Origin of the sequence: Shewanella sp. ECSMB14102 (genome assembly GCF_000813075.1) — a bacterium.
GTDB classification, from domain to species: domain Bacteria; phylum Pseudomonadota; class Gammaproteobacteria; order Enterobacterales; family Shewanellaceae; genus Shewanella; species Shewanella indica.
On sequence record NZ_JWGX01000039.1, the window covers coordinates 16,972 to 39,130 of the forward strand.

The 22,159-nt window shown below is 52.2% G+C and carries 21 protein-coding genes; 10 read left to right on the plus strand and 11 right to left on the minus strand.

Going from position 1 to position 22,159, the window contains the following annotated elements; all coding sequences use genetic code 11:
* Positions 1–31: 31 nt before the first annotated feature.
* On the minus strand, positions 32–1,153 hold the full coding sequence (locus tag RC73_RS13165; RefSeq protein ID WP_039035076.1) for a bifunctional tRNA (adenosine(37)-C2)-methyltransferase TrmG/ribosomal RNA large subunit methyltransferase RlmN: 1,122 nt from the start codon (positions 1,151–1,153) through the stop codon (positions 32–34).
* A gap of 202 nt (positions 1,154–1,355) precedes the next feature.
* Between RC73_RS13165 and RC73_RS13170 the strand changes: the two genes are divergently transcribed.
* The gene (locus RC73_RS13170) at positions 1,356–2,432 is read left to right on the plus strand and encodes a CNNM domain-containing protein (RefSeq protein ID WP_039035077.1); all 1,077 of its coding nucleotides are present in this window, start codon (positions 1,356–1,358) and stop codon (positions 2,430–2,432) included.
* A gap of 170 nt (positions 2,433–2,602) precedes the next feature.
* Positions 2,603–4,348 (plus strand): bifunctional metallophosphatase/5'-nucleotidase, encoded by a 1,746-nt coding sequence (locus tag RC73_RS13175; protein WP_039035117.1) that lies wholly within the window; start codon positions 2,603–2,605, stop codon positions 4,346–4,348.
* A gap of 191 nt (positions 4,349–4,539) precedes the next feature.
* Here the strand turns inward: RC73_RS13175 and RC73_RS13180 are convergent, their stop codons facing one another.
* The gene (locus tag RC73_RS13180; protein ID WP_039035078.1) at positions 4,540–5,433 is read right to left on the minus strand and encodes a LysR family transcriptional regulator; all 894 of its coding nucleotides are present in this window, start codon (positions 5,431–5,433) and stop codon (positions 4,540–4,542) included.
* Between the two features lie 138 nt (positions 5,434–5,571).
* Here RC73_RS13180 and RC73_RS13185 point away from each other — a divergent pair, with 138 nt between their 5' ends.
* Complete coding sequence (locus RC73_RS13185) at positions 5,572–6,015, plus strand: DoxX family protein (protein ID WP_039035079.1); 444 nt, start codon at positions 5,572–5,574, stop codon at positions 6,013–6,015.
* Between the two features lie 124 nt (positions 6,016–6,139).
* Positions 6,140–6,832: a pirin family protein gene (locus tag RC73_RS13190; protein ID WP_039035080.1), complete on the plus strand. Its 693-nt coding sequence runs from the start codon at positions 6,140–6,142 to the stop codon at positions 6,830–6,832.
* A 74-nt stretch (positions 6,833–6,906) separates the two neighbouring features.
* Here RC73_RS13190 and RC73_RS13195 read toward each other — a convergent pair whose 3' ends face one another.
* From RC73_RS13195 to RC73_RS20535, 6 genes are all read right to left on the minus strand, one after another.
* Positions 6,907–7,416: a GNAT family N-acetyltransferase gene (locus RC73_RS13195; protein WP_052248190.1), complete on the minus strand. Its 510-nt coding sequence runs from the start codon at positions 7,414–7,416 to the stop codon at positions 6,907–6,909.
* Positions 7,413–7,964 carry a GNAT family N-acetyltransferase gene (locus RC73_RS13200; protein ID WP_233962487.1) on the minus strand — a complete coding sequence of 184 codons (552 nt, stop codon included), beginning with the start codon at positions 7,962–7,964 and terminating at the stop codon, positions 7,413–7,415. The genes RC73_RS13195 and RC73_RS13200 overlap by 4 nt, the downstream gene beginning before the upstream one ends.
* A gap of 108 nt (positions 7,965–8,072) precedes the next feature.
* Positions 8,073–8,372: a hypothetical protein gene (locus RC73_RS13205; RefSeq protein ID WP_039035081.1), complete on the minus strand. Its 300-nt coding sequence runs from the start codon at positions 8,370–8,372 to the stop codon at positions 8,073–8,075.
* A 93-nt stretch (positions 8,373–8,465) separates the two neighbouring features.
* Complete coding sequence (locus RC73_RS13210; protein WP_028779188.1) at positions 8,466–8,681, minus strand: DUF3820 family protein; 216 nt, start codon at positions 8,679–8,681, stop codon at positions 8,466–8,468.
* A gap of 226 nt (positions 8,682–8,907) precedes the next feature.
* Positions 8,908–9,372, minus strand: a complete 465-nt coding sequence (locus tag RC73_RS13215) for a GNAT family N-acetyltransferase (protein ID WP_039035082.1) — start codon at positions 9,370–9,372, stop codon at positions 8,908–8,910.
* A gap of 172 nt (positions 9,373–9,544) precedes the next feature.
* Entirely contained in the window at positions 9,545–9,889 is a 345-nt protein-coding gene (locus RC73_RS20535; protein ID WP_152608444.1) for a hypothetical protein, read from the minus strand.
* A 150-nt stretch (positions 9,890–10,039) separates the two neighbouring features.
* Here RC73_RS20535 and RC73_RS13220 point away from each other — a divergent pair, with 150 nt between their 5' ends.
* The 4 genes from RC73_RS13220 (at position 10,040) to RC73_RS13235 (ending at position 12,803) form a co-directional block, all read left to right on the plus strand.
* The gene (locus RC73_RS13220; protein ID WP_039035083.1) at positions 10,040–10,783 is read left to right on the plus strand and encodes an AAA family ATPase; all 744 of its coding nucleotides are present in this window, start codon (positions 10,040–10,042) and stop codon (positions 10,781–10,783) included.
* The gene (locus RC73_RS13225) at positions 10,743–11,147 is read left to right on the plus strand and encodes a hypothetical protein (protein ID WP_039035084.1); all 405 of its coding nucleotides are present in this window, start codon (positions 10,743–10,745) and stop codon (positions 11,145–11,147) included. Before RC73_RS13220 ends, RC73_RS13225 begins: the two co-directional genes overlap by 41 nt.
* Positions 11,148–11,325: 178 nt before the next feature.
* Positions 11,326–12,150: a zinc-dependent peptidase gene (locus tag RC73_RS13230; RefSeq protein ID WP_039035085.1), complete on the plus strand. Its 825-nt coding sequence runs from the start codon at positions 11,326–11,328 to the stop codon at positions 12,148–12,150.
* 110 nt (positions 12,151–12,260) lie between these two features.
* The gene (locus RC73_RS13235) at positions 12,261–12,803 is read left to right on the plus strand and encodes a nuclear transport factor 2 family protein (RefSeq protein WP_052248192.1); all 543 of its coding nucleotides are present in this window, start codon (positions 12,261–12,263) and stop codon (positions 12,801–12,803) included.
* On the opposite strand, the gene RC73_RS13240 is transcribed toward RC73_RS13235, so the two are convergent.
* The 3 genes from RC73_RS13240 to aceB all read right to left on the minus strand — a co-directional run bounded on the left by RC73_RS13240 (position 12,783) and on the right by aceB (position 17,470).
* Complete coding sequence (locus RC73_RS13240; RefSeq protein WP_152608446.1) at positions 12,783–14,171, minus strand: HDOD domain-containing protein; 1,389 nt, start codon at positions 14,169–14,171, stop codon at positions 12,783–12,785. The genes RC73_RS13235 and RC73_RS13240 overlap by 21 nt on opposite strands.
* A 293-nt stretch (positions 14,172–14,464) precedes the next feature.
* A complete protein-coding gene (gene aceA / locus RC73_RS13245; RefSeq protein WP_039035087.1) occupies positions 14,465–15,787 on the minus strand; it encodes an isocitrate lyase in 1,323 nt (440 codons plus the stop codon).
* A gap of 72 nt (positions 15,788–15,859) precedes the next feature.
* Positions 15,860–17,470 (minus strand): malate synthase A, encoded by a 1,611-nt coding sequence (gene aceB / locus RC73_RS13250; RefSeq protein WP_039035088.1) that lies wholly within the window; start codon positions 17,468–17,470, stop codon positions 15,860–15,862.
* A 733-nt stretch (positions 17,471–18,203) separates the two neighbouring features.
* Here aceB and RC73_RS13255 point away from each other — a divergent pair.
* Both RC73_RS13255 and RC73_RS13260 read left to right on the plus strand, forming a co-directional pair.
* Positions 18,204–20,630, plus strand: a complete 2,427-nt coding sequence (locus tag RC73_RS13255) for a TonB-dependent receptor (protein ID WP_039035089.1) — start codon at positions 18,204–18,206, stop codon at positions 20,628–20,630.
* Between the two features lie 466 nt (positions 20,631–21,096).
* Positions 21,097–22,152: an efflux RND transporter periplasmic adaptor subunit gene (locus RC73_RS13260; RefSeq protein WP_039035121.1), complete on the plus strand. Its 1,056-nt coding sequence runs from the start codon at positions 21,097–21,099 to the stop codon at positions 22,150–22,152.
* Positions 22,153–22,159: the final 7 nt, after the last annotated feature.

Below are 22,159 nucleotides of genomic sequence, written 5' to 3' on the forward strand. Positions count from 1 at the left end.
GGCAAACCTATAAATCTGGACAAACAAAGAGTTAATCCATTGTGACCGAAATTTGATTGGCTTGCATGCGTTTTTTCGCCAGACGCTTGGTTCTATCACGTATATCACCGGCCAACTGGCCACAGGCGGCATCGATATCATCGCCGCGGGTCTTACGCACTATTACAGTCAGACCGTATTCCATCAGCACTTTGGCAAACCTGTCGATACGGGAGTTGGAAGAACGCCCGTAAGGAGATCCCGGATAAGGATTAAACGGAATAAGGTTGACCTTGCAAGGAGTATCCTTCATCAGTTTGGCCAACTCATGGGCTTGCTCTGTGCTGTCGTTGATATGATCCAGCATCACATATTCCAGTGTGACCCGGCCACGGTTAGCGTTGGACTTGGCGATATAACGACGAATAGCAGCCAAAAATTCGTTAAGCGGATACTTCTTGTTGATAGGCACCAACTCGTTACGCAGCTCGTCATTGGGGGCATGGATACTGACCGCCAGCGCCACATCGAGGGCATCGCCCAACTTATCCAGCGCAGGTACTACGCCTGATGTCGAAACCGTTACCCGCCGTTTGGACAGGGCAAAACCAAAGTCATCCAGCATGATATCCATCGCCGGGATCACATTGGCCAGGTTCAGCAAGGGCTCACCCATGCCCATCATCACCACATTGGTGACCGGGCGCTCACCGGTTTCCTTCTGAAAACCGAGGAAGTGGGATACCCGCCAGATCTGGCCGACAATTTCAGACACTGTCAGGTTACGGTTAAAGCCCTGCTGAGCCGTGGAGCAGAAAGTACATTCCAGCGCACATCCCACCTGAGATGAGATACACAGAGTCGCCCTATCATCTTCCGGAATATAGACAGTTTCCACTTCCTGACCTTCGCCGACATTAATGGCAAACTTGATGGTGCCATCGGCCGACTTCTGATAGCTGGAGATCTCCGGCGCTACCACTTCACAGCGCTCTTTCAACTTGGCCCGCAGGTGTTTGTTGATATTGGTCATCTGGTCAAAGTCACTGATCCCGAAGTGATACAACCACTTCATCAGCTGTTCGGCACGAAACGGCTTATCGCCCAACTCGACGAAAAGCTCACGCATTGCCTTACGATCAAGATCCAAAAGATTGATCTTTTTTTCACTCATTTGACTTTCCTCAACACCAAAACCTGCAGCAGGGCGGCGAATTATACAGATAGGCCGCAACTATAGCCAGTAATTCAGCGGTTCCCCTTATACCCTACTTTCTCTCTACCGAGCATAAAATTAAGCTTCAGCTCACAAGCTCTATGATAGAATAGCGCTGGGCTAATGTTGGCCTTTGCATCGGAGTGATAATTCCCCCCTTATGCTAACGCTTATCGTTATTGTATTGGTCGCCATCGGCGTCTCTTTTCTCTGTAGTGTGTTTGAAGCCGTGCTGCTTTCGGTGACGCCCAGCTATATCGCGTCGCAGCGCCAGTCCAACCCGGACGCTGCCGAACGTCTTCAAAAACAGAAAGACAATGTCGAATCTCCTCTGGTCGCCATTTTGACACTCAACACCATAGCCCATACCGTAGGTGCGGCCGTGGCCGGTGCCCAGGCCGCCAAAGTGTTTGGCGATGAGATGTTGGGGGTATTCTCCGGGGTACTGACCTTCCTCATTCTATTCTTTTCCGAAATCATCCCCAAAACCATAGGTGCCAACTACTGGCGAGCCATGGCCCCCAGTGTGTCTGTTGCCCTGGTGTGGATGGAACGCATCACTCTGCCGCTTATCTGGATGTCCAATAAGGTTACCCGTTTGCTCGGCAAAGGTGACTCTGGCCAGTATATCCGTCAGGAAATGAGCGCCATGGCCAAGATAGGCCATGAATCCGGTGAGCTGGATGAGCAGGAAAGCAAAATTCTGACTCAGATGCTGAGCGTCAAGGAGATGCCGGTTACTGCCATCATGACTCCAAGAACCGTGATGTTCACTCTGCCGGCCGCCCTGACTCAACATGAATTTGTCAGCCAGCATATCAACAAGCCTTTCACCCGGGTGCCTATTTTCGACAAGGATCACGACGACATTATAGGCTATGTCAATCGTACCGATGTGCTGCTGAGTGAACGGGATAACCCAGATGCGCCCCTAGGGAACCTCAAGCGCAATTTGGTGATAGTGCCGGAAACCGCCCGCATCCTGCCGCTGTTTGAACTGATGATCAAACGCAACGCTCAGATAGCCATGGTGGTTGACGAGTACGGCAGCGGTCAGGGGCTGGTGACACTGGAAGACATAATCGAATCCTTGCTGGGGCTGGAGATTGTCGATATCAATGACCCGGCCACCGACATGCAGCAACTGGCAAGGCGACTTTGGAAACGTCGCATGAAAGATAAAGGGATCCGCCTCTCGGATGACAGAGAGCCGGTCACTGACTCCCAAGGGCTCTGATTGCAGAATATTAATTCAGTGCTTTAATACAGGTGTCATCCAAGTGGGAGATAGTTTGACAGGCTAACGACCCACCCATCAATACAGTCATCATTTTGGGGGAGCTTGAGCTCCCCCTTTTTCATCTGCCTCTGGAGGTGTACAATCCCCGCTCGCAGAATGAGGATGATATGCACACAGATTATGTTTTAAGACTTGCCCATCTCAACGATACCCACTCACACTTGGATCCCAGCCGGGTTCAGTTCAAGATTGACTCTCAGGGACGCGAGTTTGATCTTCACAGCCACAGTGGTGGCTACGCTCGGATCTCGGCTCAGGTCAAGGCCGCAAGAGACGCTGCCCAAGCACAAAACCAGCCTTTTATCCTGCTCCACGGCGGCGATTGTTTCCAGGGCACCTTGTATTACAGCCAGTTCAAAGGCCGGGCCAACGCCAAACTGCTAAAGATGTTGGCACCCGATGCCATGGTCATAGGCAACCATGATATTGACGATGGCAACGCTCTGCTGGCCGGTTTTATCAAGGAGGTCGGCTTCCCTGTGCTGGCGGCCAATATGGATCTCAGCGGCGAAGCTGAAGATAAGCCCGGGCGTCTTCGAGGGCTGGACAACCTCTATGATCTGGATACTACCTCAGGCATCGGCCGCTGCCTGATAAAACCTTTCCACGACAAGCAGCTGGCGATAGTTGGTATTACTCTGGATCAAATGAAAGCCATCGCCAGGCCGGATCCCGATACCGAATTTACCGATGCCTTTGCCACTACCAGGAAGACTGTTGAAGCCCTCAGAGCCAAAGGCATAGTGCATATCATAGTGCTCAGTCACTTAGGGTTGGATCAAGACAGATTACTGGCCGAAACTATCCCTGGGATCAGCCTGATCGTCGGCGGCCACACCCATACCCTGATGGGTGATTTCCGCGGTTTTGGCCTGCCATGCCTGCCCTATGGTGAAAGCGTCAACGGCGTGCCTATCCTCCATGCCGGTAAACATGCCGAAACCCTGGGGCTCGCCGACATTCAGTTCGATGACGCGGGCCGGGTGACCCGACTCGAAGGCAGTAACATCTTTATGCTGGACCGTCAGTTTCTGCTGAGCGGCCCCCAGGCGGCCACCGAAGCCGACTATCAAGCCGCCAAGGCGATCTTGGAGCAACACCCAGGTATTCACTGGGATGATAACGATGAAGCCATGGAGCAAGTGATAGCCAACGAGTTCCGCCCGGCGATAAGCTGCATGGAAAATCAGGTGCTTGCCCTGGTATCCAAACCTCTGGTGCATACCCGTCTGCCAAGCCGCAGCCTGCCCCACGGCAGTGAAATAGCCCCCTGGGTCAGCCGCAGTATGTTTCTGGAGTCCAAAGCCAAAGACCAAAGAGTGGACTTTGCGCTGCATAACGCCGGCGGCGTGCGTCAATCTGTGCCCCAAGGACAACTGACCAAAGCCGATGTGCTCGGGCGCCTGTTGCCGTTTGAATTGCCGCTGGTTAAATATGAAATCGCCGGGGAACACCTCTACCAGGCACTGGAGTCGGCCATCAACGCCGCCACCAACAACGGTGTGCGTGGTACCGGCGCCGGCAGTTTTCCCTATACCTATGGGCTGAGATATTTCTATGATGGCCGCAGACAGCAGGGAGAAAGACTATTCCGGCTGGAGCTGTTGCGGGCAAATGGCCTGTGGCAAGCGCTGGCACCAGAGCAGCATTATGTCGGGGTGTCCACCTGCTACACCACGGCCGGGAAAGAAGGCTATGAGCCTCTGCTGCAAGCCCGCTGGCAGGAGTCCATGCCATCACTAACATTGCCGGGCGCCTTCATCAACTTCCTGAAAAAGGCTCCCAAACTGGATGAGTTGCTATTGCCCCATGTGCACTATACCAGCCACAGAGCCGAAGCAGCCGGCGAATAAGCCTGCCACATTGAGCGCGGTTATCCCTCGCCCCTGTGCGGGCAAAGCAACCATTCAAGGCCATAAGCTCTGCTCCTAAACCCTGGTTGTAAGCCATTTTATAAACTGCTTTATAAACCTACCGCCTTCATAAACCTATGGTTCCATAAACCTACAGCTTCATAAACCAACCGCTTCATAAACCAACCGCTTCATAAACCAAAGTCACTGCCTTGCAGGCGCTCGGCAAACCAGCCAAGCGCCTTTCCCATCTCCCCTTTTCGCCAGGCCATATAGATGGGCAGCGAAGGCCTGGGCAAGGCCACTTCACGCTGCACCAACTCACCTTTGGCCAACGCATCCCGGATCAAATGCACAGGCAGAAAACCCACCCCTATTCCCATCTTCTGTGCGGTGATCTTGGCTTCCATCGACGACACCCGGATAAGCTGACGACTGTCAAACACCCCACTGGAGCGCTGACTCAAGGAGCGCGAGGTATCTGCCACTATGATAGATGGAAATTGCAACAAGGCTTCAGAGGCTATCTCAGTGTCAAATTGCGCCAAGGGATGCTCAGGCGCCACAACAAACACAAACTCCAGCTCACCAAGCTTTTGCAACTCATACTGACCTCTTGGCAATTCGCCCGTGACGCCTATGGCGATATCGGCGCGGTTGGAATAAAGCGCATCCCAGCCGCCGCCAAGGGCCTCATGGGTCACGCTGACGGTGAGCTGTTTACCCAGCTCAGTGAATTCTTTAATTAGTGAAAGCAGCGGCGCCTGCGGCAAAACCGTATCCAGCGCCAGGGTCAGTTGCGCCTCCCAACCGGTTTCCAATTGCCTCACGGCATCCTCAAGCCGGGCGGTGGCCGCCAGGATCTCCCGCCCCTGGGTCAACACCAAACGTCCCACTTCGGTAAGTTGAGCCCGAGTGCCCTTACGTTCAAATAATCTGCTTCCCAGCTCACTCTCCAGCTTTTGAACCTGATAGGTCAAGGCAGATGGCACCTTGAAAAGCGCCTCGGCCGCTGCCGAGAAACTGCCTTTTCTATCTATAGCATCCAATACTTTAAGCGCATCCAGGCTAATGACAGAGTGCATGACAAAACCTATGTTCAATTTTTTTGAAGTTCAATGTCAAAATGTTCCGATTTTCAGCCGCAAAGGTCAAGAATAAACTGCACAGTAACTGGACAGGAAAGCCTATCCACCCTATTCAAATTCATTGAGGACACCATTATGAAACACCTGATGATAAAACTGCTCCGCACCGATGCCGGTTTCGCGCCTCTGGCGCTGCGCCTGCCTATAGGTATCACTTTTATGGCTCACGGCGCCCAGAAGCTCATTGGCTGGTTCGGCGGTTACGGCCTGGAAGGCACAGGACAATGGATGACCTCTATCGGCCTGACTCCCGGATATTTGATGGCGCTGATGGCCGGTTCCAGTGAGTTTTTCGGTGGCCTGCTGCTTATCATAGGCCTGCTGGTTCGCCCCACTTCCGCGGTGTTGGCCTTCACCATGCTGATGGCGATAGTCACAGTGCACCTGGACAACGGTTTGTTTATGTCCAACAACGGTTACGAGTTTGGTCTGGCATTGTTGGCCGCCACTGTATCCCTGGCGATTTCCGGCGCCGGTAAACTGTCCGTCGACAACATGATTGCCAGCAAGACACATTAATTCTCGCAAAGCACACATCTTGCTTTAAGCCATTCACTGCTTACAGGCCTTGCATCCTGGCCTGTAAGTCTGTGAAGAGCACATAAAAGACTTGTCTGCACCTTCCCAGCAGGAGAACTGAATTATGATTTATGTACGTCATGCCGATGAGCGCGGCCGGGCCGACTTCGGCTGGCTCAAGAGCCAACACAGTTTTTCATTCGGCAACTATTACGATCCAAGGTTGATGGGGGTCTCGGCCCTAAGGGTCATCAATGATGACAGAGTCGCGCCAAGCGCCGGTTTTGATACCCACGGCCACAAGGATATGGAGATCATCAGCTATGTGATTTCCGGCACCATAGCCCATAAAGACAGCTTTGGTCATGTGAAAACCCTGCCGGCCGGTGAGTTCCAACTTATGTCTGCCGGCACGGGGATCTATCACAGTGAATACAATGCCTCGGCAACTGAACCTCTGCATTTCCTGCAGATCTGGATCCAACCGAGTAGCCAGGGAGGCACCCCGGGTTATCAGCAAAAAGCCTTTGTCCAGAGTTCGGCCCTGACCCCGGTCGTCACTCCCGATGGCCGCGATGGCACCCTGTCCATCAAACAGGACGCCAGCGTCTACCGCCTGGAGCTGACCGCTGCCGAGCAGACGAGCTTCAAGCTGGCAAAGGGGCGCAACTTCTATGCTCAAGTGGTGGAAGGAGAGCTGCAATTGGCAGGTGAACCCCTGCAAAGTGGTGATGGCATTCACATCAACGAACTTGAGGAGTTTGTCATCAAGGCCGGCAACAAGCGTACTGTCGCCCTGGTGTTTGATTTGCCGTAACCAGCAGCGTTTTTGGCGTTTGCCCAAGGCCGCCCCTGGAACTTCATTTGGGTGATTTTCCAGGGCAGCTTAGGTTATAACTGCAACTGCATACTGAAATTGGTCAACACTTCCCCGTGACGTTGATGCTGATTGCGCTTCAAGGTTGTAAAGCCCTGCTTGCCGAAAAACGCTTTGGCATAGAAAGAAGCTTCAACCCTCAAACACTGCACCCCGGAATCGACGGCGTATCTCAACAGCTGCCGGTAAAGCTTGGCGGCAATCCCCCGGCGCTGGGCATTGGGGTGAGAAAAGAGGCAGTCTATCTCGGCCTCACCCGGCGCATTCAAAGGCTTTAAGTTAATAAATCCAAGCAAATTGCGACCATCTTCGGCAACCCAGAGCGCCGTCCCCTGCAAACGATTTCGCCACTCATCTTCGCTGCGCTTTGCCGGCGACCAGGCCTGGCATTGCGCCTGACTGTAATGCTCTGTGCTGGCGTTTACCACCAGATGAAACAGCTCGGCGATGGCCGCGCAGTCCTCAGGGCGACCTTGGCGAACAATAAAGCCATGCTCGATTTGAGTGGCAGTTGGTGAGTTCATGAAGACTTAACTCTTTCGTGCACCAAAGGCGCCAGTATCAGCTTCATAAAATAGCTGCCGAACATTTGGCCGGATTTTTCCTGGTAGCTTTTGTGACGCAAACGAAACCCTGCACGCTCAAACACAGGTTTGGACAGCGCCGAAGCATCTGTTGTCAGGTGATGATAGCCTTGGGTAAGTGCCCACTTCTTGGTGGCTTCAAGCAAGGATGAGGCAACACCCTGGCGCTGGCTATCGGGCGCCACATAAAGGCAAGCGATGTAACCTCGCTCACGGAAGGTGGTCTCCAGCAACACAAAGCCCACACATAGAGGACTTTGCTCACTGCCCTTGAGCATCACCCAGGCCTGAGCCCGTTTGAGCCTTAGCTGCCAGTATCGCCCCGAGCGCGGCGCCGCCGACCAAGCCAGACGCTGAGCCGCATTATAGCGGGCATCATCTATGGCAGTAACGGCACTGTGGTACAGATTGGCTATCTGCTCCCCCAAGTGCCTGTGACGAGAATGAGAGTAAACCTCTACCCGCAACATGAGAATTGGTACCAACACAGTTGAATTGCAGGCATTTTGCCCGACATTTGTGCTCAGGCAAAGCCCTTAAGCACAAATAAAAAAAGCCGCGAACAGAGTCGCGACTTTAACAGAGAGTGGATGAAATCACTTCTTATCGATTTCACCAACAAACATCAGCTTGTCAAAAGTACGGTTGAGGGTCTTGCTGGTGAAGTTGTTCATCCACATCTGCTCGGTCACCTGCACCTTATCACCCTTGGCCACAGCTACCTGAGGACCAGCCGCCCAAAAGGTTTTATCGGCTTCTTTAATCTGCACATAGGTATAACCGCCACTATTCATGGTGTCGACCACTGTGCCTTCATGTACCGCACCTTGTGCCCAGGCTGAAGATATACCCAGAGCCAAAGCCGCGGTCGCCAAGATCTTTGCCAATTTTGCCATTGTCTGTTGCTTCCTGTTGTCGTTGGAAATACTGCGCCATTAAAACATGTGTTATTTCATAAATCGCTAATAGGGTTCACACTTTTGACAGCTTCACGGACGTAGCAAGGGCCGCAGCATAGACTCAAGACCATTGAGCTTCACCTCATAGATAAGCGCCAATTGCTGCCCAAGCTTGCCCTCGGGGAACCCCTTGGAGTGAAACCACACCAGATAAGGCTCAGGAAGCTCCAATAACTTGCGTCCGGCGTACTTGCCAAAGGGCATGGTCTGATTGATCGCTTCCAACAACTGCTGTTCCGGCTGCATCTTCTCTCCGTTTCAGGCTAAAGTTGCCAGTATACTCCGGAAAAGTAAACTTGAGTGGAAAGCCTGCCAAGCCGCGCGGCTCAGCGCCAACTTTTGTCTGAGGTCAATTCAGCGACGTATAAGTGACCCACGACATGAATAACTGTCGAATTGATAACTCAACTAGCCTACCTGGGTAAACCGCAGCGTTAGCCTGGCCTTCAACAAAGAAAGGCAAGCTTTCGATTCAACCTACGCTTTTCAGCCAAAGATTTCCCGGCACACTATGGCCGCCAGGCTTGAACCCCAGGCGCTGCGCCAAGACTTCATCTCCCGGAAGCACCTCCAGCATCAGTTGCCATTTAGGCGAGCCCAGAAGCGATAATCGCTCAATGACAGTCTCCAACAAAAAGCTGCCGAGTCCAAGATGGCGAAATTCGGGCAACACCAGAAAATCCTGTAGCAGATAGTGTCCCGGCTCCCGACAAGATCCAGCTGCAGAGCCGCTTCGCACCAAAGCCAGCGCCACCAGTTGCCCACCTTGCTGATTTTCCCTGATACATAAGGACAACAATGGTTTGGCAGGCAAATAACTGTCATCCAGTCCATGCACAGGCAGTCCAGCCCTATCTCTAAGCAACAAGAGTTCATGGATTGCCAGACAACACTCCTCAACTTCAAAGCGACTGGTCTGGTTAAGTACGTGGCCCATAAATGCCTCCTTGCATAAATGCAGATGGTCGGAACGTCCAGAGAAAAGTCTGGCTAGCATCCCAACATGGCAGAGTTCTGTGGCAAGGAAATGACAGTTGCTACGCTCACCAAGCGGCATAGAGTAATAAAAGACCACTCCCTTCTCGGCCCATAGACACCCAAGCGTTTGATTAACAGCCCAATCGACAAAGATCACATTTATTTATATTTTTTAAATCTAAAAAAATACTTTTAATTCCTATATACAGTATTGGCGGTGTCATAAAAGAGACTCTGGCGGTTCGGATCCGGGCACAGTTCAGTTTTAACAAATAAATGACGCGGCAACATTTTTTTAACGACATAATTTTATTGATAATTTCTCCGGCCACCTTACTCATGGATAACACCGCCATTATTACGACAACCCAAGAGGGTAACGCCAAAAACATGACGCCAAAAAAACAGTAAAAACCAATAAAAATCATCAAGTTGACCAAAAACAATTTAACTTTTACATTTGTTTTACCGTTCACTGTCCATCTCCGTCAGCGAAAGCCTTTGGGAGCGCAAACAAGCAACGACACGGTAAACATTAAGTAGGGAACATTTCCGAACCAAGGAAAGTTGTAAGCCATCAGGGAAAGAACAAATAACTTAAGAACAAACTTTCAGAGGGCAAGACAATGATCATACTCGTTGGCGGTGAAAAGGGGGGCAGCGGCAAAAGCTGCCTGGCACAAAACATTGCCGTTTTTCTCACGGTAGAGTGTGGCGCATCGGTGATCATGGTGGATTGCGACCCTCAGCGAACCACCTCTGATTGGATCCAGGCCCGCAACAACGACAGCAAACTCGCCGGGATTAACTGTGTGCAACTCTATGGCAAAATCCGCAACGATCTACTGAGCCTGGAGCAACACTACGACTACGTGATAGTCGATTGCGGCGGCCAGGACAACTTGGCGCTACGTGCCACCATGTCAGTAGCCTCCCATGTACTTATGCCCCTTAGACCCAAGCGCCGCGATCTTAAAACCGTCAGCCATATGGATGATATAGTCGCCACCTGCATGATGATAAACCCCAAGATGCGCGCCTCTTTTGTTATCACCCAGTGCCCTAACCTGCCCAACCAGGCCAGCCGTATTCTCGAGGCCAAGGAAGTCTGTAAAACCTACGATATCAATGTGCTGGACGCCATTACCTACAGCCGCAACATCTATGATGACAGCGAAGAGTCCGGCCGCTCGGTAATTGAATTCGAGCCCAAGGGCAAGGCCGCCACCGAGATCCGTGCCATCGCCTGCGAAATGCTGCAGGCACAGAATGCCACTGAGATCCGCAGCCGCCTGATGACCAACCAACTCAACAGCATGAGGACTCAGTATGGGACTGGCCGATCTGAAGAAAAACGTTACGCCATCTGAGGTTGATGCCCGCAGACATATGATGGCCATGCAATCCCTGGATGAGTTTATCGACGGCGCCATCTATTACGCCATGGGACAAACACAACAAGCGGCGGTAACTATGCCGGTTGAGCAACTGTGTTCCAATACAGCTTCCACCAATCAGGAAGCCACCCAGCAAAAGCTGATACCCAAACGTCGCCACGAACCTTTTCGCAAGGCGACTTTTACCCTGAGTGAAGCGGCCATCAGCCACCTGGCCGAAATGGCCAGCGACTGTGATATTGCCAAGTCACGCCTGATACGTTTGCTTATCAAGCATCATCACAGCCTGGCGCCACAAGAGCGCCGCGAGCTGGAACAGAAGTTTATGCCGGACTAACTCTTTCCCTTGAACTGCGTGGACTGTTTGACACTCCCACCCTTTGCTGACAGCCGATAACAGGTTTCAACCTCTTTGCTGTCAGCTTTTTTTTGCTTATTTTTCATGCGCCGAGCTTGAGTTATTCCCACTGAGCCCCCACAGATCTGATTAGACGCTTTAGCCATGGAGCCGGATCATGCTGGCCATTCTGATAACCCTCGCCGCCGGCGCCAGCGCCATAGGTTGGATCCTCAGCCAATCCTGGCGGGATCGCAGACGCAGAGACAAGATACGCGCCAAGCCTTTCCCCAAGGAATGGCGCACTATCCTGAAAAAACGTATGCCCTATTTCCGTTCCCTGCCCAGTGACTTGCAACTGCAGCTCAAGAAACACATTCAGGTATTTCTGGCGGAAAAGCAGTTTGTCGGTTGCGACGGGTTGGAGATAGATGATGAAATCCGCGTAACCATAGCCGCGCAGGCCTGTCTCTTGTTGCTCAATCGTCAAACCGACTATTACCCTAACCTGAGACAAATTCTGGTGTACCCATCGGCCTTTATTGTTCGCCAGCAGCAGCGGGATGCCAATGGCTTGGAATGGCACAGTCAAAGGTTATTGGCGGGAGAATCCTGGGGTCAGGGGAAAGTCGTCCTTTCCTGGCAAAATACCCTGGATGACGCTGCCGATCCGGCAGACGGCAGGAATGTCGTGATCCATGAGTTTGCCCATCAACTGGATCAGGAAGCAGGCGATGCCAATGGCGCTCCCAGACTCGGTGAGTTCAACGCCTACCCTGTGTGGTCGCAGGTTTTGGGGCAGGAGTTTGCCAAACTGCAGGCTCAGGCCGCCCGTGGTGAGCCCAGCCTATTCAGTTACTACGGCGCCACCAATCCGGCCGAGTTCTTTGCTGTCATAAGCGAGGTATTCTTCGAGCAACCGCAGCAGATGAAAGCCGATTATCCGCAACTCTACCAGGAACTGAGCCGCTTCTATCGTCTCGATCCCTTGAATTGGCACTAGGTCATCCTTGCAACAGTACAATTGCACACTTCCCCCCTCCTTTGGCTCACATCTTGTGCCCAATTGGGTTAAGCTGGGTTCGATAATAAAAAATTATAATAGGGAACATTATGTTGCACCTTAAACCTTTGTTGCTGACCACAGCGCTGCTAGCGATTTACGGCCATTCAGCCTTGGCAAATAACCCACAAGCCGGCAATCAAACCGGCCAAGAGCAAAGCGGCCAGCTCGATGACAGCCAAACTCAGGCCGCTTTGGTATTGGATAAACTGCACCAAAGTGCTGCCAATGCTGACTGGGACAGTTACTTTAGCCTTTTCAGCCCGGACGCGGGATTTATCGGCACAGATGCCAGTGAATACTGGAATATGGTTGAATTTGAGCAGTATGCCCGTGCCACCCAGGGCTGGACTTACCAAAGCTCCTCACGCCGCCTGGTGCAGCACGGCGAGGTGATAGTGTTCGATGAACTGCTGGACAGCCAGTCCTATGGACTTGGACGGGGCACAGGCACGCTTGTTAAAACCGAACAAGGCTGGCAAATACTGCAGTACAGCCTGAGTTTTCCCATTCCCAACGCCCTGGCGCCCAGAATTACCGATCAGATAAAGCTGTATCGAAAAAAGCAGAAATCAGTGCCTGAAGGCAACTGAAAAACAGATATTGGCCAGCTGCACGAAGTGACTAAAGCTGTCAAAATCTTCAGGATGAATATCCCGGCCTGAACTGGCTCTGTCAGCGTAATAGACGCCTATCACCTTATTATCCACCTGTAATGGTGCCAGCAAAAAACCACTGGCGGGGACTTTTCTCGCCAGCTGTTCACCCAGTACAGCTTTACCGGCTCCCTCGCCCTGCCAGATCAGACGCTGATTTTCGATGCAATCCTTCAGCAAGGTACCGCGACCTTCCAGCTCGAGAATAAAGTCGTTTTTCATCTCCTCGGCGCCGTCCCCAAGCGCGATTCTCGGTTGCAACATGCGCCTGCTCGGTGACAGCAAGAGCACGGCGCAGCGGTCAAGACCAATACCCTCGAGTATTCCCTCCAATGCCGTGGTCACTACCTTATTGAAATCAGTCTTCTCAACAGCAAAGCCGGTCAGCTCTCTAAGTTTTTTCAGCTGAAACGCAAGATTTTCCTCGCGCACCACAACCTCAGCCAACCTCTCCGGAGGCAGCAGCAGATCTGTGTCCGGCAGATACTCGATAAGTACTTTGGCACCATAGGCTTCGGCTAACTTGGCGGTAGCGTTGGAACAGCGAAGGACCCGACCCCGAAACTCATCTGTATCCAGCTTGAGCATATCGGCGGCTTGTTTAAGGCGCCGCTCCAGCTCCTCGGGTTTGAGTGCGGCGCCGGCCAGCGCTTCGCTGAGTTTATTGGCCAGAAAAATACTGCGAATTTCCGGCGTGCGTTCATCGGGATTACTGAGCGACTTGCACAAGAGTTCACCCAGGCCCCAACTGCGGGCCAACCCCTGGCTGAGCTGATTGAATGAAGTCCCGAGCGCTTCGCGCACCAGATTGAGCCTACTTACGGCATCACTTTCGGCGCTGAGGGCTGAATCCAGTTCCTCGGCCAGTTCGGCTCCCGTGCTCCAAAAGGCACTCTCACCCAGGTGATAGAGCAGCGCGGCGATAAACACCTCTTCCTGCAACTCCTCATCGTAGCCGTCAAGCATCATCTTGGCCAACATGGCGGCCTGAAACGCCTGAGCCATCAGCTTAAGCAACCTTTGGTAAACCGAGGGTGTCAGATTTTTGCTTTCCAGCAAACTGGAGAGGAGTTTGGCGGTAATGCAGATATTGCGGATGGTGTCGAACCCCAGCACCACAGCAGCGCGGCTGACCGTAGTAACAGGGCTTATCCCCTTGTTATAGATGGCGCTGTTGGCCACCCGCAAAATACGGGAAGTGAGCGCATTGTCGTGCATTATGCTGCGCCCCAGAATCGCCATGGAGGACACATCGTCCTTGGCGAGTTTTTCCAATGTCCTTATTGTTGAGCAAAGTGCGGGCATTTCCTGATCACTGATCCTGCGGGTCCAGTAATCCACCCCCTTGTTGGCTGATTTCAAATACGACTCAACTCTTTCAGGTATTGGCCCAGTGGTGGGCTTGAGAATGGAACTCTTGTTATGAATAAAGCACAAACTTCAAAGAAATAACACAATTACAACAAAAAAAGGCGACTCAATGAGTCGCCAAAACACAAGCAACAAGGCTCAAATGACTGGGAAGTCACAAATTACCCCCGAAAATGGCGTAGGTTCATTTCCGGGGAAGTGGCGCCCGAGGACGCCAACACAGGGGATTAAAACTGCTCTTCTTCGGTCGAACCGCTCAGAGCCGTGACAGAGGACTGGCCGCCCTGGATAACATTGGTCACCTGATCAAAGTAACCTGTACCCACTTCCTGCTGGTGCGCCACAAAGGTGTATCCCTTCTGCGCGGCAGCGAATTCGGCTTCCTGAACCTTCTCAACATAGTGCTTCATGCCTTCGCCACGGGCATAGTCGTAGGCGAGATCGAACATGTTGTACCACATGTTGTGAATACCGGCCAAAGTGATGAACTGGTACTTGTAGCCCATGTTGGCAAGCTCCTGCTGGAACTTGGCAATGGTGGCGTCATCCAGGTTCTTCTTCCAGTTGAACGAAGGTGAACAGTTATAGGCCAACAGTTGATCCGGATACTGGGCATGAATGGCTTCGGCAAAGCGGCGCGCCTCTTCCAGATCCGGCTTAGCGGTTTCACACCAGATAAGGTCGGCATAAGGTGCATAGGCAAGCCCACGGGAAATGGCCTGATCCAAACCTGCCTTCACCCGGTAGAAACCTTCCTGGGTACGCTCTCCGGTGATGAAGTCGCGATCATAGGGGTCGCAATCTGAGGTCAGCAAATCAGCAGCGTTGGCATCGGTACGGGCAATCACCAGAGTATCCACTCCGGATACATCGGCTGCCAGACGGGCCGCCACCAGCTTCTGTACCGCTTCCTGAGTCGGCACCAAAACCTTGCCGCCCATGTGACCACATTTTTTCACTGAGGCCAGCTGATCTTCGAAGTGCACCCCGGCAGCGCCGGCGTCTATCATGGACTTCATCAACTCATAGGCGTTCAGCACGCCACCGAATCCGGCTTCCGCATCGGCCACAATCGGCAGGAAGTAATCGACATAACCCTCATCTTCCGGGTTTTTGCCTTGGCTCCACTGAATCTGATCGGCGCGGCGGAAGGAGTTATTTATTCGCCCCACTACGGCAGGCACGGAGTTGGCCGGATAGAGTGACTGATCCGGATACATGGTGCCCGCCAGGTTGGCATCGGCCGCCACCTGCCAGCCTGAAAGGTAGATGGCCTCGATACCGGCCTTGGCCTGCTGCACCGCCTGACCGCCGGTCAAAGCGCCGAGAGAGTTGACATAGCCCTTCTTGGCGCCACCGTTAACCAGCTCCCACAACTTGGCTGCGCCGCGCTTGGCGATGGTGTTTTCAGGAACCACTGAACCGCGCAATGCCACAACCTCTTCGGCGGTAAATGGACGGCGAACGCCCTGCCAACGTGGATTTTCAGCCCAATCCTTTTTCAAAGCTTCTATCTGCGCCTGACGTGAATTCTGTGTTGCCTTGGTCATTTTAACTCTCCTTCGTAGGGTAATTTGGCAGCCCCCAGCCCCCGCGGGCAACTGCCGTAAATGGTTATTGGGTTACTGGGTAAGCAGCTCGTAGCCCGGCAAGGTCAGGAAGGTCACCAGCTCATCGGCGGTGGTGATCTCTTCCAATAAACTTGCCGCCCGCTTGAATTGACCGTTATCAAAACGCTCGCTGCCGAGCTCTTCACGCACATTGGCCAACTCTTCTTTCAACATGGCGCTGAACAGTGCCTTGGTCACCGGCTTGCCGTTGGAAAGCTTTTGTCCGTGCTGGATCCATTGCCAGATAGAGGCGCGGCTGATTTCTGCTGTGGCTGCATCTTCCATCAAGCCATAGATGGGCACACAACCATTACCGCCAATCCAGGCTTCTATGTACTGCAATGCAATACGGATATTGAGTCGCATCCCCTCTTCGGTGCGCTCACCATCACAGGGTTTGAGCAGCTCGGCCGCCAGGATGGGTGCATCCACGTCGCGGGTGATATGCAGCTGGTTGGCGTGCTCTTCACCTATATATTCGTTGAAAATTCCCATGGCCGTATCAGCCAGGCCAGGGTGCGCCACCCAGGTGCCGTCATGGCCGTTTCGGGCCTCAAGCTCTTTGTCCTTGCGAACCCGCTCCAGTACCTGGGCATTGGTTTGCGGATCCTTGGCGGGAATAAAGGCCGCCATGCCGCCCATCGCCAGCGCGCCACGCTTGTGACAGGTCTTGATCAGCAGACGTGAATAAGCGCTGAGGAACGGTTTATCCATGGTCACTTGCTGGCGGTCCGGCAAAATACGATCCGGATGCTTCTTCAAGGTTTTGATATAGCTGAAAATGTAATCCCACCGGCCACAGTTGAGCGCCACTATGTTGGAGCGCAGTTCATAGAGGATCTCCTCCATCTCGAACACGGCCGGCAGGGTTTCAATCAGGCAGGTGCACTTGATGGTGCCACTCTGCAGGCAGAAACGCTCTTCGGCGAAGGCAAACACCTTGGCCCACCAGCGTGCCTCAAGATGGCTTTCCAGCTTGGGAATATAGAAGTAAGGTCCACTGCCCTTGGCTAGCAGTTGGCGATAGTTATGGTAGAAGTACAAAGCAAAATCGAATAAGCAGCCGGGAATGGACTTACCGTTGAATTCGACATGCGCTTCCGGCAGGTGCAGCCCCCGCACCCGGGCAATCAATACCGCAGGGTTGGCCTGCAATTGATAATGTTTGCCGGTTTCCGGCGCGGTAAAATCAATTTCACCGCGGACGGCGTCACGCAGGTTGATTTGGCCCTCGACCACTTTCTGCCAGCTGGGTGCCAGCGAATCTTCGAAGTCGGCCATAAAGACTTTTACATTGGCGTTGAGCGCATTGATGATCATCTTGCGATCCACAGGCCCGGTGATCTCGACCCGTCTATCTTTAAGATCCGCCGGTATACCGCGAATTTGCCAATCACCATCTCGAATGGCTCGGGTTTGCGGTAAAAAGTCCGGCAACTCGCCGCCGTCTATCCGCTGCTGACGTTGCTCACGCTTTTCCAGCAAGCTGGCCACTTCCGGAGCAAACTCCCGACACAGAGCCTCGAGGAAGTTGAGCGCACCTTCAGTAAAAAGGCTCTGCTGCTGCGGTATTTCGGCCCCCTTAATACTGAGCCCTTGCTGTGCGACTGTCTCTGCTATCATCTTGCTGTCTCCCTGGGAGGCAGAATAAAGCCTGCCAAACCCTGCAAATGTTCGTTTCGTACTAAAACCTATCGATAAACATTTGTATTTGCAACAGTCAAAATGTCGAAAAAACCGTCAGAAACTAAGCTTTAACTTGACTCAAAATTGGTATGACCAAGCAAAAAACTTAACACCAAGATACTGTTTTACAAGAAAAAATTAAAACAACAAAAAGACTTAACCTGCAGATTACAGAAAAATGTCAGACAACTTTACCACATTGGCAACAAAGTAATTTGTTACGTAATTAAATAACCAAATGAAATTTATAGTTTCCACAAAATTTCATTAAAACTTAGGTCTAATCCGTTAATATCCGTTTCGAACTCTCGTCAGGGTCAACTTTAAATAACCAACAAAAACAAATAGCTAACAAAAACGCAACCACAACCAAAATCAAACGATCGTTTTAATCTTACCTTTACGTAAAGGTTAAAATTAAATGTGATCAAGATCCTTTTTTCACGACTTGCGTATAGTGATCAACACAGGCAGGTACTTTGGTCAGTCTCAATAAAAAAACGATTTTTTTTAAATTTTTTTCAAAAACTTGCCTCTTTAGGCTCTCGAAAGCGGATCCATGTGGCCTAGTCAAAAAACACCCAGTCAACCGATACAGTTTGAAACTTTTGTTGCAACACAAATAAAAACCATTATCATTCGCACCCTACTTTCGAGGGGATGATCTCAAATGCAGCAATCCGCAATATCTCTGGCGGTGACGGCTTGTCTGTCACTGACCATGGCACAGGCCACACAGGCAAACGAAACAACTCAACCACCACAGGTTTCACAGGATGTAGAACGTATTACCGTTTATGGTAAACAGAACAAAGTGGTAATGAATTCAGGACTGGCGACCAAATCAGACATGTCGCTGATGGAAACCCCGGCTGCCTTGGTGGTGATAGATAAAGAGCTGTTTGCCGCCCAGGGAGCCGACTCGCTGCAGGATCTGGTGCGTAACATCAGTGGTGTTACCCAAGCCGGCAACAACTACGGCATAGGTGATAACCTGGTGATCCGTGGCCTGGACGCCAACTACACTTATGACGGTATGTACGGCGGCGCGGGACTCGGCAACAGTTTTAATCCCACCCGCTCCATGACCAATGTGGAAGCGGTTGAGGTGCTCAAAGGCCCGGCGACCGGGCTTTATGGTATGGGCAGCGCCGGCGGGATCATCAACCTTATTGAAAAGAAACCTCAATTTCAGGACAGCACAGAAGTCAGCGCCGAACTGGGCTCCTGGAACAGTTACAGCCTGGGGCTCGACTCTACCGGAGGCTTGAGCGACACCCTGGCCTATCGTCTGGTGGCCAAACATGCCCGTAGCGATGGCTATCGTGATATCGGCAGCGACAGAGATGAAGTCTATGCCTCGTTGAAAATTCTGCCTTCAAACGCTCAAGATCTGGTGCTGTCGGCCGCCTGGATTAAAGACTCTGTGCAGGTAGACTCTGTAGGCCACCCGATACGTATCTACAACGCCGCCTCTACCGGTGGCCTGAGCGGCGCACAAGTCAGCTGGCAAGATTTGATTAACGACCCTAATGGTGCCGGCATTCAACTGACCCAGGCGCAGCGGCAACAACTGGCTGATTCCCTGGTGGCGAGCGACGGTCTCGAACCCTTCGATATAGGCGATACCAGCCTGGCCTCTCCCATCAGCAGGCCCAATGAAGGCGAAGAGTGGCGCTTCAAGTTAAACCACAACATCACCCTCAGTGACAATCTGCAACTTAATCAGCAGTTACAGTATCGAGACTATCAGTCCGGGTTCATTCGCCAGACTGGCGCCTATAACTATGTGTACTGGAAACGTAAGGTCAAATCCGTGGACGTGATCAACGCCGATCCCCGTGCTCCATTGGTTATTGATGATGTCTTATACCCTTATGCCGCCAGAAGACAGGAATACCGCAAGGTAGATGCCCACGAGAAATCCTGGCAATACTTTGCCGATATGCGCTACAACTTCAGCCTGGCAGGCATAGACAGTGAGCTGTTGCTGAATGCCAACCTGGAAGACAGAGATATCGCTTATAAGAGCTGGGCACTGTACGACAAAGATGGCGGCGGTGAACTGCCTTATATTCTGGATATCCGTAATCCCAACTGGAGCGACAAGGCCTTTGAGGACTACAACCCTGATCTCAAGGACAACTACAACAAACAAGTCCGCGCCTGGGGCCTGGGCATGCAGTATGTGGGTTACCTGAGTGAAACCTTTACTGCCAGGGTGGGTGTGGCGTTCAATGAGATTGAACAGAAGTACAGTCATCTGGGCACGCCAAAGAAAGACCCGACTCCGGAGCAGGACAGCAAAGATCACGGCATGACCTACAACCTGGGTCTGACCTATATGCCGACCGATAACCTGTCATTTTTCATCAACCATGCCAAGGGACGCACGGCTTACAGCGTGCTGGGTGCCGTAACGGGCGCACAGAGTGGCCGCGCAGCAGATAGAAAGGATTCAGAGTCCCTGAGCTATGATCTCGGTATGCGCTTCAAGGGCTTTGATGATCAGCTGCTCGGCTCCTTGGTTCTATTCCAGAGTGAACGTACCAATTTGCGTTACAGCAACCCGGAATACAATGACAAACAAGGCGCGCCTGACTACAACATCTCAGTACCCGAGTTCTTCTACGACGGCATGGATAAGACCACAGGTGCCGAGCTGGATCTCAACGCCCACCTCAACGAAGAATGGCTGATAAACCTCAACGGTCTGTACCAGGATGCACGCAACAAAAATGACCCTAACTCCAGCAGTTACAACAGTCGCCAGAAAGGGGTTCCCCAGGTCAGTGCCAGTGCCTGGGTTACATACAGTCATCAGTGGCAGGCGCTGCCAAATCCCTTGTCTGTCAGCTTTGGGGTTCGTTATGTCGACGAGCGCAGCACCAACTCGGCTTCCTTCGGGATCCCGGATGGCAAAGTGCCCGCCTATACAGTTTGGGACTCTGCCATTGCCTACAAGGCTGATGACTGGAGTGTGCAGCTGAACCTCAATAACCTGTTCAACACCCGCTACTATGACAAGGCGATGTTCCTTGGCGGTATGCCGGGGGCCGAACGCAACGCCAAGTTGAGCGTCAGCTACCGCTTCTAAACTGCATTGGGCCAACCCAATGGTCAATGCCATACGATCAATGTCATATAGTTTTTTGGCAAAATCGTTCGACGCCTGCAGAAAAAACCCCAATCCGATGGCCTTTGAGTCATCGGATTTTCTCATGCTTCCAGCAATTCCCTATCCAGCTGTGCCTTGCATCTGAGTGACGGCCTTTTACCGGCTTGAATCTTAATCCATCGCCTTTCTTAACTTGTCCAAGCCACATAATGAGCCTGTATGAAGGCTTCAGTCTGACCCATCTTCACTCCTTGGCCATAAAGCCAAACGCTATAATGAACACCACTGGCAAAAAACATCACAAAATAAACTTTTTCGCTACATTGGCATCAAACACCTCAATGCAGCAGACACTGAAACATCATTAACCCTTGTTTTAAAAGGAAATTAAAAATTGGCACCGGTTTTGCTTTATCGCAACAAAGATCAAGATAAGGACTTTCACATGAAGCGTAACCTCACCTACACCCTGAGCACCGTTTTGCTGCTTGGGTCTCTGGCCAGCGGCTGCAGCGAACAGCAGCAGGAAGAACAACAACAAGCCTTTGCCATTCCGGTCGAGACCAGCATAGTCACTCAAGGCCAGGTTTCCTCCTTCTACGCCACCACAGCCACACTGGAAGCGCCACAAGAAGCCCATGTGGTCAGCCGTATTGCCGGGCTGATAGAAACTCTGCAAGTCGAGGAAGGTGACAGAGTCAACAAGGGGCAGTTGCTGGCGGTGATAGACTCCCGTCGCCAACGCTATGAGCTGGATAAGGCCGAAGCCGAGGTGCAAATCATCGAGCAGGAGCTCAACCGGCTGAAGAAAATGAATAACCGAGAGTTTGTCAGTGCCGATGCCATGGCCAAACTGGAATTCAACCTGCAAGCGGCCAAGGCGCGTCGGGACTTGGCCAAACTGCAGGTGGAAGAAAGCCAAATCCGCTCTCCCATAGATGGCGTGGTCGCCAAACGTTTTGTCAAACAGGGCAATATGGCCAAGGAGTTTGAAGAGCTGTTCTATCTGGTCAATCAGGATGAGCTCTACGGCATAGTCAATCTGCCGGAGCAGCAACTGAGCAGTTTGCGCATAGGTCAGGAAGCCGAAGTCATCAGTTCCCGCCAGCAGCAAGTGGCGGCCAAGGTACTCAGAATAAGCCCTGTGGTGGAAGCCACCAGCGGCACTTTCAAGGTAACCCTTTCGATCCCCAATCAGGATGCCAGTCTCAAGGCCGGGATGTTTACCCGGGTCGAACTCAGATACGACACCCACGATAATGTGATAGTGGTGCCCTATAACGCCGTCATCAATCAGGATGATCGCAAGGCGCTCTATGTTATCGAAGAGGGCAAGGCGCAGCGCCGCGAGGTCAAACTGGGTTACCGCCAGGACGATAAAGTGGAAATCACCGAGGGCATAAGTCCGGGTGAACAGGTGGTGGTTCGCGGTCAACACAATCTCAAGGATCAATCATTGGTGGAAGTGATAGCTCCGCTGGATCTGGCCAAGGCCAACTAACTGTCAC